This is a genomic window from Pseudidiomarina sp. (assembly GCF_048268165.1).
Classification (GTDB): domain Bacteria; phylum Pseudomonadota; class Gammaproteobacteria; order Enterobacterales; family Alteromonadaceae; genus Pseudidiomarina.
This window is the reverse complement of record NZ_JBLWWA010000004.1, coordinates 90,719-108,967: the sequence shown is the minus strand read 5'-3', so window position 1 is coordinate 108,967 and position 18,249 is coordinate 90,719. Positions and strand designations below refer to the sequence as shown.

The 18,249-nt window shown below is 47.9% G+C and carries 13 protein-coding genes; 7 read left to right on the top strand and 6 right to left on the bottom strand.

What is annotated here, in order from left to right; all coding sequences use genetic code 11:
* Positions 1–1,848 (bottom strand): protein translocase subunit SecD, encoded by a 1,848-nt coding sequence (secD, locus tag ACN0UY_RS10315; RefSeq protein ID WP_417666842.1) that lies wholly within the window; start codon positions 1,846–1,848, stop codon positions 1–3.
* 19 nt (positions 1,849–1,867) lie between these two features.
* Positions 1,868–2,203 (bottom strand): preprotein translocase subunit YajC, encoded by a 336-nt coding sequence (gene yajC / locus ACN0UY_RS10310; RefSeq protein WP_339878427.1) that lies wholly within the window; start codon positions 2,201–2,203, stop codon positions 1,868–1,870.
* A gap of 187 nt (positions 2,204–2,390) precedes the next feature.
* Between yajC and ACN0UY_RS10305 the strand changes: the two genes are divergently transcribed.
* Both ACN0UY_RS10305 and ACN0UY_RS10300 read left to right on the top strand, forming a co-directional pair.
* Positions 2,391–3,017: a trimeric intracellular cation channel family protein gene (locus ACN0UY_RS10305; RefSeq protein WP_417667016.1), complete on the top strand. Its 627-nt coding sequence runs from the start codon at positions 2,391–2,393 to the stop codon at positions 3,015–3,017.
* A 2-nt stretch (positions 3,018–3,019) separates the two neighbouring features.
* Positions 3,020–6,397: a PAS-domain containing protein gene (locus ACN0UY_RS10300; protein WP_417666840.1), complete on the top strand. Its 3,378-nt coding sequence runs from the start codon at positions 3,020–3,022 to the stop codon at positions 6,395–6,397.
* On the opposite strand, the gene ACN0UY_RS10295 is transcribed toward ACN0UY_RS10300, so the two are convergent.
* The gene (locus ACN0UY_RS10295) at positions 6,375–7,073 is read right to left on the bottom strand and encodes a response regulator (protein ID WP_417659847.1); all 699 of its coding nucleotides are present in this window, start codon (positions 7,071–7,073) and stop codon (positions 6,375–6,377) included. The genes ACN0UY_RS10300 and ACN0UY_RS10295 overlap by 23 nt on opposite strands.
* A gap of 80 nt (positions 7,074–7,153) precedes the next feature.
* Positions 7,154–9,400, bottom strand: a complete 2,247-nt coding sequence (locus tag ACN0UY_RS10290; protein ID WP_417666838.1) for a TonB-dependent receptor — start codon at positions 9,398–9,400, stop codon at positions 7,154–7,156.
* 233 nt (positions 9,401–9,633) lie between these two features.
* Here ACN0UY_RS10290 and ACN0UY_RS10285 point away from each other — a divergent pair, with 233 nt between their 5' ends.
* Genes ACN0UY_RS10285 through ACN0UY_RS10275 form a run of 3 tightly spaced genes read left to right on the top strand, consistent with a single transcriptional unit; the run spans position 9,634 to position 13,790 of the window.
* Positions 9,634–10,929: a GntP family permease gene (locus ACN0UY_RS10285; protein ID WP_339878418.1), complete on the top strand. Its 1,296-nt coding sequence runs from the start codon at positions 9,634–9,636 to the stop codon at positions 10,927–10,929.
* A gap of 18 nt (positions 10,930–10,947) precedes the next feature.
* The gene (locus tag ACN0UY_RS10280; protein WP_417666836.1) at positions 10,948–12,615 is read left to right on the top strand and encodes a long-chain fatty acid--CoA ligase; all 1,668 of its coding nucleotides are present in this window, start codon (positions 10,948–10,950) and stop codon (positions 12,613–12,615) included.
* A complete protein-coding gene (locus ACN0UY_RS10275) occupies positions 12,612–13,790 on the top strand; it encodes an E22 family MetX-like putative esterase (protein ID WP_417666834.1) in 1,179 nt (392 codons plus the stop codon). The genes ACN0UY_RS10280 and ACN0UY_RS10275 overlap by 4 nt, the downstream gene beginning before the upstream one ends.
* Before the next feature lie 67 nt (positions 13,791–13,857).
* On the opposite strand, the gene ACN0UY_RS10270 is transcribed toward ACN0UY_RS10275, so the two are convergent.
* Both ACN0UY_RS10270 and ACN0UY_RS10265 read right to left on the bottom strand, forming a co-directional pair.
* On the bottom strand, positions 13,858–15,648 hold the full coding sequence (locus tag ACN0UY_RS10270; RefSeq protein ID WP_417666832.1) for a TIGR03545 family protein: 1,791 nt from the start codon (positions 15,646–15,648) through the stop codon (positions 13,858–13,860).
* 5 nt (positions 15,649–15,653) lie between these two features.
* On the bottom strand, positions 15,654–16,160 hold the full coding sequence (locus ACN0UY_RS10265; RefSeq protein ID WP_417666830.1) for a TIGR03546 family protein: 507 nt from the start codon (positions 16,158–16,160) through the stop codon (positions 15,654–15,656).
* Between the two features lie 164 nt (positions 16,161–16,324).
* Here ACN0UY_RS10265 and ACN0UY_RS10260 point away from each other — a divergent pair, with 164 nt between their 5' ends.
* Positions 16,325–17,788 carry a RimK family protein gene (locus ACN0UY_RS10260; RefSeq protein ID WP_417666828.1) on the top strand — a complete coding sequence of 488 codons (1,464 nt, stop codon included), beginning with the start codon at positions 16,325–16,327 and terminating at the stop codon, positions 17,786–17,788.
* A 1-nt stretch (position 17,789) separates the two neighbouring features.
* Positions 17,790–18,248 (top strand): GNAT family N-acetyltransferase, encoded by a 459-nt coding sequence (locus tag ACN0UY_RS10255; RefSeq protein ID WP_417666826.1) that lies wholly within the window; start codon positions 17,790–17,792, stop codon positions 18,246–18,248.
* The last annotated feature ends 1 nt before the right edge of the window (position 18,249 follow it).

The window sequence follows — 18,249 nt, the reverse complement described above, 5'->3', positions numbered from 1 at the left end:
TTATACCGACAGCTTATCGATGCGTTTGCCACCCCAAACAGCGTTAATAACTGCGCGGGTACCGACAATTGCGGTAAACATCGAGGTGATAATGCCGATTGCTAAGGTCACAGCAAAGCCTTTCACTGGGCCGGTGCCGATAGCAAATAAGATAACTGCAACAATCAACGTGGTTACGTTCGCATCCATAATGGTTGAAAATGCACTGTCGTAACCATGGTGTATTGCTTGCTGCGGACTGCGCTTCGCTTTTATTTCTTCGCGTATTCGCTCAAATATAAGTACGTTGGCGTCAACCGCCATACCAACAGTAAGAACGATACCCGCCATACCCGGCAAGGTAAGCGTTGCACCTGGAATCATCGACATCACGCCAATAATCAATACCAGGTTTGCAGTAAGAGCAAGGTTTGCCACCAAACCAAACTTTTTGTAGTAAACCATCATAAAGGCAACGACCAACAAAAAGCCCCAGATAATTGCTTGTGTACCAAGCGCGATATTTTCTTTACCCAAACTTGGGCCTAAGGTGCGCTCTTCGACAATTTGAATTGGTGCAATCAAGGCACCCGCACGCAATAACAATGCGAGATTTTGCGCTTCTTGCTGCGAGCTGATACCAGTAATACGGAAGTTACTACCCAAGCGCGACTGGATGGTTGCGACGTTGATGACTTCTGCATGACGTTCAAACACGATACGGTCGTTTTCGTCACGCTCGCCAGTGGCCTTAAACTCGATAAATAAGGTTGCCATTGGCTTGCCTACATTATCACGCGTGGCCAAAGACATTTTGTCACCACCTGCGCCGTCTAAGGAAATACTTACTTGCGGGCGCTGGTTTTCGTCGAAGCCTGAGCTGGCGTTGACGATGTGGTCACCGGTAAGAATCACGTCTTCACGCAATAAGGTGTTACCACCATTGCGATTCGGGAACAGCTCAGCACCAAAAGGCACACGGCCCATCTCGGCGTCGCGTAAGCTGTTTTCATTGTCAACCAGACGAAACTCCAACGTAGCAGTTGCGCCTAAAATCTCTTTAGCGCGAGCAGTGTCTTGGACACCTGGAAGTTGCACCACGATGCGGTCAGCACCTTGACGCTGAACCACAGGTTCTGCAACGCCCAGTTCATTCACACGATTTCGCAAAATAGTAACGTTTTGAGAAATCGCATAGTCTTGCGTTTCTTTTAATTTCGCGTCGGTCATTCGAAGACGAAGTGTTTGGCTGGCCTCTTCTTCAATCAGTGTATAACCTGGATAACGGTTATCTAAGTATTGCTCTGCCGCCGTATAGTCTTCACTGCTGCGCAGTTCGATCACCACATCACTGTCTTGACGACGAATGTTGGTAGAACGAATACGCTCCTCACGCAGTTCCGTGCGCACTGTGTCACGCATTTGGTCTTGAATTTTACGCGTGGCTTCTTGCATATCCACTTCCATTAAGAAGTGAACGCCACCACGTAAGTCGAGACCCAATTTCATTGGTTCAGCACCAAGATTAGCGAGCCAATCCGGTGTGGCCGGCGCTAAGTTTAACGCCACGATATAATCGGTGCCTAAATCACGCAAAATCTCGTCACGGGCCTGCAGTTGCTCAACGTCCGAGTTAACACGCACCAAGATTTGATCGTTCTCAAGCGTGATGCCCTTCGGTTGTATGTCCAGCCGTTCCAAGGTTTGTTCAACAGTGCCTAGCGTATCGGTCGTTATCGAGGCATTTCGGCTAGCGGAAATTTGCACCGCATAGTCTTCACCGTAAATGTTCGGTAACGCGTACAAGGCAGCCACCGCCAAAATGGCGATGACCATCAGGTTTTTCCAGAGCGGAAACTTATTTAACACGTTAAATCCTTATCTCATGTTACAGAGATTTCATCGTACCTTTTGGCAGTACTGCGGTAACTGCTGATTTCTGCACAGTCACTTCCATACCTTCAGCAACTGCAATCACCATAAAGTCTTTATCTTCAGCGATTTTAGTGATGCGGCCAACGAAACCACCGTTCATCAACACTTCATCGCCTTTGCCGATGTTTGAAATAAGCTCTTTGTGCGCTTTAACGCGTTTGGCTTGTGGGCGGTAGATCATGAAATAAAAGATCAAACCGAACATAACCAACATGAAAATAAGTTCCATACCGCCGCCTTGAGGTGCGCCGGCTTCTTGTGCGTATGCTGTTGGAATTAAGAAATCCATGAATATCCCCTTTCTGTATTTTTAAGTTATTGAGGTTAGAGATGGGGCTAAATGTAGTGCAAACAAGCCCAATTCTCTAATTTTTAATGAATGGCGGGCATTCTAACGAATTTCTGCTTAAATAGGGAGAAAATTGACGTACACTGAGCCTTCAGTGAGCGCAAATAATTGGAAGAACAACGATAATATGGACCTAGCGACGCTATTTTATTGGATTGACCATTTAGGTGTGGCCGTTTTTGCGGTTTCTGGCACCTTATTAGCCTTTCGCAAAAACATGGACGGTTTCGGCGTAATTGTTCTGGCCACCGTAACCGCCATTGGCGGCGGCACTACGCGCGACCTCATTCTCGATATGCCGGTATTCTGGGTATATGACCCCAACTACCTATACACCGTCGCTTTAGCCGCATTAATCACTATTTTGTGGCTGCGCTACAAAGATTATATTCATCAAAAAACCTTACTTTTAGCAGATGCCGTAGGAGTTGGTTTTTTCACCGTTATGGGTGCGCTAAAAGCTTTAGAGGCAGGTTTTTCGCCGTTAATCTGCATTATTATGGGCACGATGACCGCCTGTTTCGGCGGTATGCTTCGCGATGTTCTGGCGCGTGATGTGCCAATGGTTCTAAAAGGCGAGCTGTACGCAACAACCTGCCTGATTGGCGCCACCGTTTTTGTGTTTATTGAACCCTACTCGCAACTGCTCGCAATTGCAGTTGGCGGTGTGACGACCATTTTAATAAGGCTGGGCGCAATTCGTTGGCAATGGTCGCTCATTGTATTCCATGAGCACAACGACGGACACCGTTAACCATGCTAAGTACTGGCGTTGCTATATTACTGGCTGTTGCTTACATCGCAATCCTTTACAGCATCGCCTACCGTGGTGAACGCAAACCACCGAATCAAGTTAAGCCCTATCGTTACGCGCTAGCCCAAGGCATTCACTGCACTACGTGGGCGTTCTACGGCACCATCACACAATCAGCTTATTACGGTTGGTCGGTAGCCCCAACTTATGTGGGTGCCATGCTGGTGTTTCTGTTTGCGCACCGTATTCAGATGCGCTTGCTGCACGTGTGTAAGCAACAAAATCTTACCTCAATTGCCGATGTTATCAGCCATCGATATGGCAAATCACCAACGCTTGCGTTGGCTGTGGCGCTCATCGCCCTTATCGGTATCGTGCCCTACATTGCGCTGCAATTACGTGCGGTAACCGGAAGTTTCGCCGCAGTCACCGGTTTAGCCGACAAACCGCTACCCTGGTTTGGTGATATCGCTGCCCTCGTCGCGTTGGCCATGATGATGTTCGCCATACTCTTTGGGACCCGCCGCATGAGCCTTGCCGAGCAGCATTCTGGACTTATGGATGCTGTTGCATTTGAGTCCGTGGTGAAGCTGCTGGCATTTATGGGTGTGGGTATCTACGTAAGTTATTCATTATTTGACGGTGTGGCCGATGTATTTTTGCAGGCAGCTCAGTCCACCCAAGTCAGTACTGTATTGGAAGGCCAGCCAAGCGGCGGGTTTGTTTACTTGACCCACATTTTATTGGGCGGCATTTCTATGTTTTGCCTACCCCGGCAGTTTCATGTCAGTTACATCGAAAATACGGATCCAGAAGAGCTACGAACCGCACGGTGGGCCTTCCCGCTTTACTTATTCGCGATTAATTTGTTTATCTTACCCATCGCACTTGCCGGTTTACTGCTGGTGCCAGAAGCGGCTCAGTCAGACACCTTTATGATTTCGGTATTACTGCAAGCCGATACCCCGTGGATAACCACTGTTGCGTTCATTGGCGGCTTAGCGTCCGCCACCAGCATGGTGATTATCGCAACCCTGGCTCTCAGTATAATGATGTCTAACGACGTGGTGATGCCGTTTTGGTTGCGTGCAACCAAGCGCAAACTGCGTAATGTTACCTTCACCCCCAAACGTATCTTGCGCATTCGCCGCACCACCATCACGGTTATTATCTTGCTGGCGTTTGGTTTTCACAAGCTCACCGAAGCAAACTTACCCTTAGTGAACGCTGGCTTATTGTCTTTGGCTCTGCTGGCACAACTTGCGCCCGCATTGCTTGGAGGCTTAGTTTGGCAGCGGGGTAACAAAGCGGGAGCAAGTATCGGTATAGCAGTTGGCACGGCTATGTGGTTGTGGTTGCTGTTTATCCCATCTATCCAGTTGAACCGAGGGTTGTCTGACGTTGACTTAAGCTCAGGCGTACTCGCCAGCTTAGGTGCCAACCTCGTTATCTACATCGTATTTTCTTGGCTCATCAAGGCGAGTTCTGTTGAGCAACAGCAGCACCGTTTGTTTACCGATCCAACGGGCGGTCACCCGGAACTGTATCAACACCAAGCAATTTCGTGGGGTCGGTTGCGGCAATTGTTAGCACGATTTTTTGATTCCATTGAACTGGAGCGTTTAAGTGAGCGGTTAAGCCATGACTTAACCACGGCGCCAGCCGATGAACTGGTACCTGGCACTCTTTTGGCGCGCATCGAGCGTGAACTTTCTGCAGTAATCGGCAGTGCTGCCAGCCGCATTTTACTTGATACTGTCACGCAGCAGCCGACTGTACCCATTGCGCAAGTTGTCACTTGGGCCACCGAAGCTTCGCAGCTTTATAAGTTCAACCGTGAACTGCTACAAGCTTCGGTTGAGAATATCCCGCAAGGCATTAGTGTTATTGATCAAGACTTAAGGTTAGTGGCATGGAACCACCGTTATGTTGAAGTGTTTCAATACCCACCCGGATTCTTGCAAGCCGGCATGCCTGTAGCCGACTTGCTTCGCTATAATGCTAAACGCGGCTTAATTCATGCTGATGCGAATTCTGATCTTGATGATGAAGTTGACAAACGCATCAATTATTTACGCCAAGGCAGTGCATACCGCTACCAGCGCCAGCAAGGCGATCATGTCATTGAGCTGCAAGGCGCACCGATGCCGGGTGGCGGCTTTGTAACAACCTATACCGATATCACCGAGTTGGTGCAGGCTCAACGCGCGCTTGAAAAAGTGAACGTTGAACTGGAACAACGCGTTGCCGATAGAACTGCGCAATTATTGGACGCAAAACAAGCGGAAGAGCGCGCTCACCAAAGTAAATCACGCTTTTTCGCGGCCGTCAGTCACGACCTCATGCAACCGTTTAATGCCGCAACCCTATTTTGCGATATGCTGGCCCAACGGCTAACTGACGAGCCCGCGCAACTTGCTCGGCAAATTCAGCAGTCGCTGCACAATGCGGAAGAATTGCTGACCATGCTGCTGGAAATGACACGCCTGGAAGCCGGCAACCTTCCGGTTAATCAGCAATTGGTGGCGTTGCATGACATTATTCAACCCTTGGTGGATAGCCAGCAGGTTATCGCTGCCGATAAAGCCATTCAAGTACGCTATGTACCGACCCGCGCGCAACTAACCACCGACCGCAAAATGATCAGCCGAATCGTGCAAAATTTGCTGTCGAATGCGGTTCGTTACACTGACCAGGGTAAAATTTTAATCGGCGCAAAACGCCGGGCAAATTCACTTCAGCTTAAAGTGATCGATACCGGGCGAGGCATCCCGAATGATCAGCGCAATAAAATTTTCAAAGAGTTTCATCAGGTTAATCAAAGTGGCGATAACCCCGGTTTAGGTCTTGGCCTCGCCATTGTGGAGCGCATGTGCCGGCTGTTGGATATTCCTTTGTCACTGGAATCTCAAGTGCAGCGCGGCACAGTGTTCACCTTGACCTTTCACAACGTTACTTGGCAACGTCAATTATCGCGCACCCGAGCAAACGCCCCAGTGCTTTCTGAAATGTTCTTACAAGATATTCGCGTGTGGCTGCTCGACAATGACGCTAGCGTATTACAAGCCATGGCGCAGCTGTTTCAAAGTTGGGGAGCAACGGTTGCGACTGCAGCGAACCGCGACCAGTTACCGTGGAACTCTGCTCAGCCAGATTTGCTGGTGTTTGATTACCATCTTGATAACAATGATACGGGAATTAACGTATTGCATGCGGTACGCGAACATTTCGGCAATTGGCAGTTACCAGCGATCATTAATTCAGCCGACCCTGACGAGAACGTGCGTGAGCAAGTGATTGCTAACCACGCGTCATTTACGCCAAAACCAATTAAAACCGCCGCACTGAAACGGCTGATTAAACGTCTGCTTCGGCGTTAAACCCTGACGAATTGAGCATTTGTTTGAAGATAATCCCCGCTTGGGTACGGTTAATTACATTCAATTTACGCAAAATAGCCGAAACATGCTGTTTGATGGTGGTTTCTTGAACATTCAATTCATGCGCAATTTGCTTGTTGAGTAAACCGTCTGCCAAGCACTCTAAAACGCGAAACTGTTGCGGTGTAAGCTGCTCAAGTCGCTGTGCGAAATCAACATACTCAGTCGGCGATTCTGCGTCGACTGCATCACGCAAGTATTCAGGCAGCCAGGTGTCGCCTGCCAGCACACTATGCACGGCTTGCTGCAATTCAACCAGTGGCATCGATTTCGGAATGTATGCACTTGCCCCAAAAGCCATCGCTTGGCGAATAGTAGGCACTTGCTCATTCGCGGAGACAATCACTACAAGAATATCTGGATAACGACTACGCAGTGACGTTAGACCAGTCAGCCCTTTATTGCCAGGCATGGTTAAGTCCAATAGCACCAGTTCAATTTGCGGGTGTGCGTGAATTAATTCTAATAATTGCTCAAATGAGGCAGCTTCAAGAATAGGAGCATCCAGCGTTTCTGCCAGAGCTTGTTTTAGTGCAGCTCGAAATAATGGATGATCATCAGCGATGATTGCACGCGCCATGCCTGAACCTGATTGGATTGAAACTGAAGTGGTCATGCTAGCGCGTCCAAAGAAAAAAGTCAGTGGTTACCTGCAATCAATATCAGGTAACCACTGTATGGGGTTAGAACTTAGCGTTAGAACTTATACCCCACAGACAGGGAGATAGTACGCGGATCACCGTAGTAACCAATAATTGTGTCTTCGCCACCAAGGCCTGGCCCCGTGCGGTTTCCGTCAGCATCGCGTGGCGCTGCAAAGTTGTAGCCAGCAAGACGATAAATCTTGTCGCCAATATTCTTCACATGCAAACCAACGTTCCATTTGCCGTCATCAGATAACCAATTCAAACTTGTATTGGCTAAGCTGTAGCCGCCCATATCAAGCATTGAAGGCACTTCGAAAATTTGCGTTTCACTGCGATACGCAAGGTTTCCGTTCCAAACCAACTGGCCAATGCTGCTATCAAATGATTGGCTAAAACCAACATTCGCACTCCACTCAGGCGTATTCGCAAACGACCAAATATCTGATACGTCGGTATTTTCTTGAGCGACTGGGTCAAAGAAAATAACGGAATCAAATTCAGCATTGACATGACCAATTGCGGCATTCACGTTCAGGGTATCGGTAACCGCTAATACCGTTTCAATTTCAAAACCTGAAACCGTCGCTTCAGCAGCGTTGAGCACTTGCGATGCAACACCCGCGGTTACAGCGCGCTGAACCGTTACTTGCATATCTTGATAGTCGGAGTAGAACACTGCAGCATTTAAGCGCATGCGGCCATCCAGCAAATCAGATTTCATACCGAACTCAAAAGTATCAACAATTTCCGGGTCGTATGGGTTTTGTGCGTCAGGGTTCAGTGACACATCCGCACGCATATCTACACCGCCAGACTTAAAGCCATTGCTGTAGCTACCATAAAGCATCATGTCGTCATTCAAACGATAGCTTAAACTTGCGTGTGGCGAGAAACGACTCCAATCAGCTTCAGTTGAAAAGTCTGAATTGACGATTAATGGCGTGCCCCAATCACCCGGCTGATTTAAGAAGTGAATGCCTAAGTAAGTATAGCGGTATACGTCTGCAGCTTTGTCGTCTTTGGTGTATCGACCACCTAAAGTTAGGGTTAGCGCGTCGTTAAAGCGATACGTGCCTTGGCCGTAAAGTGCTTGGCTTTCGGTATCAACGCACCCACCAGTATCCAATGTTAGGCCTAACTGCGGCAATACAGTACCGAAGTCACCACAGGCTTCACCATCATAAAAATACAAACCACCAACGAAGTCGAAATTGTCATTGTTGGTATACAAAGCTTGGATTTCTTGAGTGAATTGCTCATCTTGATAGATAGCAGGCACTAACAGTGCGCCAGCGCCAGTTGAGTCAAAGTCGATGTTGGTGTCGGTATAGCCTTCACGACCCGCAGTGATTGATTTAAGCGTTAGGTTTTCGTTGACGTTCCAATCAACAACCGCTGACCAGCCTTCGGTTTCAACCAAGTTCTCAACTGGCATGGCGATGTTTGAATCATAAACGTCGTCGTATGGTTCTTCACCTGTCAACTGACTGCTGGTTAACCGATAGCCACCTTTGGGGTTCGACTCATCTTTGGTTTTGTCATACGAAAGCTTCACTGACAAGTCGTCAGTTACAATCCATTTGGCACTTAAACGACCGGTCATCACGTCTTTGTTGTAGTTTTCGTCACCGGTATTCACAAATTCGCCGTAACCGTCACGTTGCAACGATGCAATGGCACCGCCGACAAAGAAGTTGTCTGACAAAGCTGTTTGACCAGAGATTTTGATATCGCGTTGACCAAAGGTACCGACAGTGCCTTGCAGATTTAACTCGTTATAGCCTGTTAACTCTTTGGTCACGTATTTCAATGCGCCACCAATGGTGTTTTTACCATAAAGTGTGCCTTGTGGGCCGCGCAGTACTTCAATACGCTCAATGTCGAATACTTCTAATACCGCACCTTGCGGACGCGCAACATAAACATCGTCAATGTAAACACCAACGCCTGGCTCAAAACCCCAAAGCGGATCTTGCTGGCCAACACCGCGAATGTAAGCGGTTAACGTTGAGTTGGTACCACGGCTAACTTGCATGGTTGTGTTCGGTACGCGCTGTTGCAGTTCAGTGATGTCTTCAACACCGATTTCTTCAAGGTCATCAGCACTGAAAGAACTTACTGAAACCGGAACATCTTGAATACTTTCCGATTTACGACGCGCTGTAACTTGAATACGCTCAAGCCCTTTAAATTCGTTTTCATTTGTTTGCTCTTCTTGCTGAGCGTATGCAGGCACCGCCATTACTGAGGCGATAGTGGCTGCAAGCAGCGAGCGGCGAAAAATGGGTTGACTCATGATGTCGTTCTCCCGGATTGTTAAGTTGTTTTGTATGCTGTTGTTTTATTTATATATCAGTGCAACGAAAGCAAACTGTTGTCATGGCTTATGTACCCTAGCTGAAAGTTTTGCTTTTGTATTCTGTACGTTAGTACTATGTAAAAAAAACAGCGATTGCCGCATGATACTTTCCATCACCGCAGCGCTTCAGGTCATGGTACCCCCTGAAACAACCTTCAAAGAGGTAATGCATGTTAAGCATGATTGGACTCGTAGGCGGATTAGTCCTACTTATCATTCTAACTTTGCGTGGAATGAATTTATTTATAAGTGCGCCTTTGTGCGCTGTTTTGGTCGCTTTATGCAGTAATGTTCCGCTGTTTCAAGGTGAGCTCAACTTCGTAAGTGCCTACATGGATGGCTTTGCCAGTTTTGTTGCCGCTTGGTTTTTTATGTTCTTGCTGGGTTCTATCTTTGGCAAGTTCATGGAAGACACCGGTGCCGCCGATAGTGTTGCAAAGTGGATCATTACCAAACTTGGCCGTAAACGTGCCATGTTAGCTGTGGTTTTAGCTTGTGCCATTCTTACCTATGGCGGTGTAAGTGTATTCGTGGTCGCGTTTTCAGTTTACCCGATGGCGTTAGCACTCTTTAAAGATGCCAATTTACCGCGCCGTTTCATTCCTGCCGCTCTCGCATTTGGTTCAGTAACCTTTACCATGACATCAGCTGGCTCGCCTGAAATACAAAATTGGATCCCAATTCAATATCTTGGCACCTCACCTTATGCAGCATGGGAAGTCAGTTTGTTCGTTGCCGTGTTGATGGCCTTGTTCGGTTACTGGTGGCTGAGCAAGTTGATTGGCCGCGCGGTAGCCAATGGCGAGAGCTTTGAAGTGCGCGCTGATGACCCGAAAAATATCGAGCGCAAACTACCGTCCCCTATTAGCGGATTGGTGCCACTGGTGGTGGTGCTCTCATTAAGCTTTCTATTTCACGAAGAACTGAAGCAGAACGCGCTGATTATTGCGCTGTCAGGCGGCGTTTTATCGCTGGCTATAATTAACCACAAATACTTTCAGAATATTTCACAAGCACTGACGGAAGCCTCAACCGGCGCTTTGGTTGCCATAGGTAACACCGCTGCTGTAGTTGGTTTCGGTAGCATTGCGAAAGTAACGCCAGCGTTTGAACAAGCCGTTGCCGTAATGACCAACTTACCCGGCAATGAACTGGTCGGCGCCGCAGTGGCTGTAAGTGTTATTGCTGGTTTAACTGGCTCAGCTTCAGGCGGGCAAGCAATTGCGCTGCCGGTACTTGGCCCGCATTACATAGACGTTGGTGTGAATCCGGACCAATTGCACCGTATTGTTGCGATTTCCTCAGGTGCGCTCGACTCGTTGCCGCACAACGGTTATGTGGTAACAACCATTCGAGGCATTTGTAAAGAAACCCATCAAGCAGCTTATTGGCCGGTCGCGGCCGTAACTGTTGTGGTGCCCTTTGTGGGCTTAGCTGTGGCCATAGGCTTGTTTATTTGGTGGTAGGAGTACCAGGGAACTTATATGTTTGAAACAACAACACAATCGAGTCCGATACTCGCAGGCGAAGCGCAAAATAGTCAGTTGATGATTATTGACTTACTGCGTCATGCCGTGCGGCGCCACCCACAACAAGAAATTGTGTCACGGCGGCTTGAAGGCGATATACACCGGTATACGTACGCCGATTGCTATTCGCGTAGCTGTCAGTTGGCGAATGCACTGCAGAGCCTTGGGATTGAGCCTGGTGAGCGCGTTGCCACCTTGGCTTGGAATACCTACCGGCACATGGAGCTCTATTACGCCGTCAGTGGAACGGGTGCTGTTGTGCATACGGTTAATCCACGTTTAATGGCGGACCAGATTCGCTGGATTCTGGATGACGCCCAAGCCAGCTGGCTATTTATTGATTTGTGCTTCGTTGATTTACTTGATGAGTTCGTTAATGAATTGAAAACCGTAAAAGGTGTGGTAGTGCTGGCGGATACTGATAGACAGCCAGAACTCGACCATATTTGGTTACCCATTCATAACTACGAAACGTTACTTGCTGCGCAACCGACTCATTTTGACTGGCCAACATTCCATCAAGACAGCGCCGCGCTGCTTTGTTATACCTCTGGCACAACCGGCAACCCCAAAGGGGTGCTCACCTCACATCGCTCAACTGTGCTGCATGCACAGGCCACCATAGGGCCTGAGCTACTCGACTTACGTAACGACACCGTGCTGATGCCAATGGTTGCTATGTATCACGTGGGCGCATGGGGTGCACCCTATGCAGCACCGTTAGCTGGCTGCAAACTGGTATTGCCCGGTAATGGCATGTCGGGCGAAGCCATGTATCAGCTTATTAGCGAAGAACAGGTGACTGTTAGCCTTGGGGTGCCCACCATTTGGCTGACGCTGCATAACCATTTGAGTTCCCATAACCTAACCTTATGTAGCCTTGAGCGCGTCTGTGTTGGTGGTGCGGCTTCGCCATTGGGGCTAGTGAAAACCTACGACGAGAAATACGATGTGTACTGGCAGCCCATTTGGGGCATGACTGAAACGGGCCCATTGGCCAGCTCCGCCCCGCCTACGCCGCAACTGCTCGCCTTACCGAAAGCTGAACGTTATGCCATTCAAACCACCGCTGGCCGCGCCTGCTTTGGCGTCGACATGGAAATTTTTGATGCCGATGGCAAGCCGTTACCACATGACGGGGCCACTTCCGGTGAATTAAAGGTTCGGGGGCCCTGGATTACCAAAAGCTATTTTCAACGTGACGATCCCGAAGCGTTTGCCGGTGGTTGGCTTGCCACTGGCGATATCGCAGTAATTGACGCGAACGGCTACATGAAGGTTGTTGACCGGAAAAAAGACGTGATTAAAAGCGGCGGTGAATGGATCAGCTCGTTGGAAATCGAAAATATTGCCAGCCAACATCCGGCTGTTAATGAAAGCTGTGTCATTGGTGTAAAACACCCCAAGTGGGACGAGCGGCCGTTACTGCTATTGGTTGCCAATAGCGGGCATACCATAGATAAAGCGGAGATCTACGAATTCATTGCGGGTAAAATCGCGAAATGGTGGACACCGGACGACATTGTCGTGGTGGAAAGCTTACCGCATACCGGCACTGGTAAACTTATTAAAAACGAACTGCGTAAGCAGTACTTCAATTACCTTGTGGAGCAATCATCATGATTTTGCGAACACTTACAGCACTGCTTCTTAGCGCCAGCCTGGTAGCTTGTGGCGCTGCTCAGGCTGATTTAATGGTCGAAAAAAAATCGTTCACAACCAAAGACTTCACCACAGTAAGTGGTGAAACCATTGCTGATGTTACTGTTGGCTGGGAAGCCTACGGTGAGCTTAATGAAGCAAAAGATAACGTGATTCTGATTACGCATTTCTTTTCCGGCAACAGTCACGCGGCAGGCAAATATACGGCGAATGATCCTCAGCCAGGTTACTGGGATGCGATTATTGGGCCGGGCAAAGCGATTGATACAGATAAGTACTACGTGATTAGTTCAGACACTCTAGTCAACGCTTTCCCACACTTACCGCACGTTATTACAACGGGCCCGGCTTCAATGAATCCTGCAACTGGGAAACCGTATGGGCTGGATTTCCCTGTGGTAACTATTCGTGATTTCGTGAATGTGCAGCATGCCTTGCTGCAAAGTCTTGGTATTGAAAAGTTACATGCCGTGGTTGGTGCATCTATGGGCTCATTGCAAGCTATCGAATGGGCATCAGCTTATCCGGATATGGTAGAGCGGATGGTATCGGTTATTGGTACAGGTGCCATGGATGCCTGGACAATAACTGCCTTGGAGCACTGGGCACGACCTATTAAGCTGGATCCGAACTGGAAGCAAGGCAATTATTATGATGGCGAGGCACCATTAACCGGTGTGACGAATACGCTCGTGATGATCACGCAGCAAGCAATGCATCCGATAGCCTTTAATCAAACGTCACCAAAGCAAGAGGTCTTGCCAAAGGCGGCGCTTGAAAGTGTTATGAACGGCTTACCCGCAACTGATTTTTGGTTTGGCGCAGCTGCAAAAAATGCCCCACTGGCCGATGCGAATCACCTGCTATATCTGGTTAAAGCCAATCAACTCTTTGTTGCTGGACATGACACAGACTTAGCCACCGGCTTAGAGAAAATTAAGGCTAAAACGCTCTTTTTACCGGCCAAAAACGATTTGCTGCTGCAGCCTTATCTAGCCAAGCAGACAGTCGAAATTTTGAAAGCCCAAGGCAAGTCACCCCAGTACGATGAAATTGACGGTACTTTTGGTCACCTTGACGGGGTATACAACATTCAATCGAAAGCAAATGTGCTGGCTGACTTTATAAACGACTAGAGTTTCGGGAAGCCTGTTCAAAAAAAACACCGGCATGTAGCCGGTGTTTTTTTTACAATGGATTACGTTAGTTACCGCCAATTACGCCTTTTAAACGATCTTTGAGTTTGTCTTCAATTGCGCTCTCAAATTTTGCTTTGAGTAATTCCTGCAATTTTTCATCACGCTGTTCGGCGTTGCTAAGCAAATCTGAGATGCCTTTAAGCTCAGCTTCGTTGGCACCTAAGAAGCTACTCGACTGTTCCTGTAGCTGGCTGCGTAAATCGGCCAATTCAGTTTTACCAGCCTCAAGAGCCGATGCTTTTAATGCACTACCAAGCTGGCGGTCGAGATCTGACCGAAACGCAAACTTAGGAGCTGTTAGCGCACCACTGATATCCGCATTGATATCAAGGCGTGACAATTGACGTAGTGCAGAAGCAATTACTTCTGCCCAACGATTCTCCGCAGAAGCGTCTAACTGCATATCAGACAAACGCACCGTACCGCCACCATCAAACATACTGTCACGCAGTGACACGGCACCTTCTGAGTCCAGCAAAGCGGCAACAATGCTTGCCATAAATTCGCTTTGATCGCTCAGTTTTACGCTATCCAATTGAATGCCTTTAACCTGCCATTGTTGTTTCGCATCAATACCTGCCGCAGTGAGAGCTAATTCGCCATTTAAATTCAGTGATTGCCACAAATTGGAGTTGTCGGCTCGCGCCACAAACGTAGTCGGCTGCCCTAACTGTTCATGCTGATGGGTGATATTCGCCCAATTCACATCCAATATGGTCTCGTTCCATGCAAATTCAGTTTTTGCTTTTTTGATAAGAAACGAAGGCGGCTCATTCGCGTCGCTGAAATCAAACCAAACACCCTCACCCCGTTGCGGTTTAACTAATGTTTCATCTGCTGAACGCGCCAACATTGGCGCTAACTGCTCGTACGCCAACAGAATGTATTGGCTCCACTGACGCATTTGTTCACCAAATAATACAGCGGTAATTTCAGTTAAGCCCGCACTGTTAAGCTGCATCAGCTCTTGCGCCCGCTCTAAGTCTTGTCCGGGCGCCGACCTCACAGCTGCAAAGTCAGCCTTCACTTTATCCAACGCTGCTGTTGCTGTTTCTTTAATGGCTTTTATCTGTGTTCTATCGGCCTCGAACTTTTCCTTAAGCGCTTCAAACTCGTCTTTTTTCGCCTGTAATTGTTGTGGTGTCTTAATTTCGGCACTGGTGATTTTCTTCAGTTCAGCCTCATAAGCTTTTAAATCTTCGGCAGTAGGCAAATTCTCGCGAAGCTCATCAATACGTGACTTCTGCTCAGCCAACGTGGCTTTTGCCTGCTCAATTGCTGCGGGAGTTTTCAAGTTCAGTCGTGCCACAATGTCATCGACATTGGGCATGCTAAGATCCAAAGCGGCAAGGCCGTCACTTGCCCAGCCTTTCATCGCTTCTTTGTCAGGCACTTGGTACACATCACCTGTCGACGCACGAGGTTGATGCACCCGGATACCTGTACTCACCACATTCTCAAAGTGAAAGCGCCCCATCAATAGCTGCTCAACATTCAAGTCAGCGGCCACATCCCGAATCACTAAACGGTTAAAATCCGGTTGTGCTGGATCAGTCACTTGAATACCCATAATTGTCACCCCGAGAGGGCTCCAACTGTGGTCAACGGATTCAATATTCACTTCAGCGCCATTTAACGTGCCCACAGTTCGCTCAAGCGTCCATTTAATTATGGTGTCTAGCAACAACCAAGAAAATGCCGCTAACAGCGCGCATATAATCAAGAATGCCGCTAACCCCGGCCAACGTATAGCGCTGCGACGTACGTGAGTTGGGTTGGTCTTTGTTGTCGTCATTTTCATTACCCCCGTATGCCAGAGTAAATGGCCCAAAATCGATTGGCTTTAAGCATTTGCACCAACTTCAATCGGTTGAACCATGCCTGAATGCGCTTACGATATTGCGTGATAATAAAAAAGCTGGCGAACAACAATATAGGCGCAAATGCCAAACTGATTAATACACTTCCCAAGGTTAGGCTGTGTTGAAATTGCAAGACGCGCCAAAACGCCGACTGGTAAAGTGATTGCCACAGCGGCTGCCAGCTTTCATGCGCGAGCAGATAAAATCCAACTTGGTGAAACCAAGGGTCCAGTAAATACGCCACACCGGAACAAATAACAAAGCTCAATATAAAGCCGGTCAAATTAATCCGAAACAATAGTGCAATGAGCAGAATCACCAAGTTGTGCACACGCCAAAGTGGCGTAAAACCCATTATCATGCCGAGTACGAAGGCAAATGCTAATGCCCAAGCGCCAGACTCGGAATTCAGTGCCTTCAAAAATTTTGCCAGTAGTGTAAGCATAACAACGTACTCCGAACTATATTTGTAATAACAAGAATAGCTTACCCACCGTCGTTCGGCTATTTTTGTAACGTTTTTTTGCATTTTAAATATATTTTTCGAAGCCCTTGTGTTTTGATCAAAATAGGAATAAAAAGGCGCGGCAAACACGCATTGGAGCATACATGCAAAACTCAGCTTTGATCATTCTTGATGACATCACCGATTGGCAACCTTACTACCCAAGCCAGTCAACTGTTACTTCGAGTGAGTACTTACTTCAAACATCAAGTAAAAGCCGCACACAAATTTTAAATTTATGCGGCGACTTGAGCTATTTATCCACCGGCTACTACGTTAGTTTACTTGCTGAAGCTCGCGGACAACGTGTGCTCCCATCAGTAACAACAATTAACGACTTGGCGAATTTCAATCATTACCAATTGCTGTTGGCTAATACCGACAAACAGCTCAGTAAGTTTCTCGGTAATGCGGATAAAACAGCCCCTGTGCGTATTCTCATTTGCTTCGGTCAAACCGAAGAGCCACTGCTAAGTAGCTTTGCCCGTCAGATTTTCGATCGTTACCCGTGTCCTATAATCTGGGTTGAGTTTAGTTATCAAGGTCGCTGGTTTATTAATCAACTGGGCGGTGGTGCTTTGCCGGACTTATCCGACGAGCAGCAAACCTTTTTCGGTAACGCGCTGGATAGTTTCAGCAAGCGGGTATGGCGCAAAGCACGCGCGCCGAAAGAGTATCGTTATGACTTAGCTATTTTGCATGACCCGAATGAATTTATTCCGACCAGCGACAAAAAGGCCCTGCAGCGCTTTATCAAAGCCGCCAAAGAAGCCGATATTGATGCTGAGTTGATCACTGCCGACGACTACAATCGCCTGCTTGAGTTTGATGCATTATTTATTCGTGAAACAACGCGTATCAACCATTACACCTATCACTTCGCTAAAAAGGCTGAGGCCAATGGCATGGTTGTTATCGATGCGCCGCATTCTATTTTGCAGTGTGCCAATAAGGTGTTTTTGAAAGAGTTGTTGGATAAACACGAAATACCGACGCCACGCACCGAGCTGCTGCTTAGCCAGCAAGAAATTGATTACGCCAAAATTGGCGAGCGCTTAGGTTATCCGGTGGTACTAAAAATTCCGGACGGGTCGTTTTCGATTGGTGTTGAAAAAGCAGAGTCCGAGGAAGAATTACGACGCGTTGCCAATGAACTATTCAATAAATCGACCATATTATTGGCCCAAGAGTTTGTAAAAACTGACTTTGATTGGCGCATTGGTATCTTAAACAATCGGCCTATCTACGCCTGTAAGTATTTTATGGCGCGGAATCATTGGCAAATCTACAACCATGCTAGCGGCACCAGTCGCTCAAAGTCAGGCGGCTTTGAGACCGTTGGTGTGCATCAGGTTCCTAAAGACGTGGTGAAAACAGCTCTACAAGCCACCAAACTTATTGGTGATGGTTTGTATGGGGTTGACATGAAGGTTACCAGTAAAGGCCCTGTGATTATCGAAATCAATGACAACCCGTCGATAGACTCGGGCGTTGAAGACCTATTGCTTGGTGATGAGCTGTATCACATTATCATGCGGGATTTTGCGCGGCGCTTGGACGAAAAATAGAATGAGCACAGCATGGCAGTTTCGAGAAGCGACACTAAAAGACGTTGATAATCTGGTCGCTCTCGAACAGCGTTGTTTTGATTACAGTCGCATGGGGGCGCGCAGTTTTAAGCGGTTATTGGCCGCTGACAGCGCGCATCTTTACGTGTGTGAGCATCATGGCACTTTGGTCGGTTACTATTTATTACTGACACGTAAAAATAGCCAGCGGTGGCGCTTATATTCCATTGCTGCGGCACCCGAATCACGAGGAACAGGTCTTGGCCGCGCGTTGTTGGAGCATGCAATTGAAATTGCGCGCAATAACGCGGCAATAAGTCTCAGCCTGGAAGTTAAGACAGACAACACAACCGCGATTCGACTCTATGAGAAGCTGGATTTCGCAGTAACTGATTTATTACCGGGCTACTACGACGATGGCACAGATGGCTATCGCATGCGCATAAGCTTTAACGATTAAA

Coding starts and splice junctions, on each gene's coding strand:
- yajC (WP_339878427.1), bottom strand. CDS start 2,203: ATGGATTTCTTAATTCCAACAGCATACGCACAAGAAGCCGGCGCACCT.
- ACN0UY_RS10305 (WP_417667016.1), top strand. CDS start 2,391: ATGGACCTAGCGACGCTATTTTATTGGATTGACCATTTAGGTGTGGCC.
- ACN0UY_RS10300 (WP_417666840.1), top strand. CDS start 3,020: ATGCTAAGTACTGGCGTTGCTATATTACTGGCTGTTGCTTACATCGCA.
- ACN0UY_RS10295 (WP_417659847.1), bottom strand. CDS start 7,073: ATGACCACTTCAGTTTCAATCCAATCAGGTTCAGGCATGGCGCGTGCA.
- ACN0UY_RS10290 (WP_417666838.1), bottom strand. CDS start 9,400: ATGAGTCAACCCATTTTTCGCCGCTCGCTGCTTGCAGCCACTATCGCC.
- ACN0UY_RS10285 (WP_339878418.1), top strand. CDS start 9,634: ATGTTAAGCATGATTGGACTCGTAGGCGGATTAGTCCTACTTATCATT.
- ACN0UY_RS10280 (WP_417666836.1), top strand. CDS start 10,948: ATGTTTGAAACAACAACACAATCGAGTCCGATACTCGCAGGCGAAGCG.
- ACN0UY_RS10275 (WP_417666834.1), top strand. CDS start 12,612: ATGATTTTGCGAACACTTACAGCACTGCTTCTTAGCGCCAGCCTGGTA.
- ACN0UY_RS10270 (WP_417666832.1), bottom strand. CDS start 15,648: ATGACGACAACAAAGACCAACCCAACTCACGTACGTCGCAGCGCTATA.
- ACN0UY_RS10265 (WP_417666830.1), bottom strand. CDS start 16,160: ATGCTTACACTACTGGCAAAATTTTTGAAGGCACTGAATTCCGAGTCT.
- ACN0UY_RS10260 (WP_417666828.1), top strand. CDS start 16,325: ATGCAAAACTCAGCTTTGATCATTCTTGATGACATCACCGATTGGCAA.
- ACN0UY_RS10255 (WP_417666826.1), top strand. CDS start 17,790: ATGAGCACAGCATGGCAGTTTCGAGAAGCGACACTAAAAGACGTTGAT.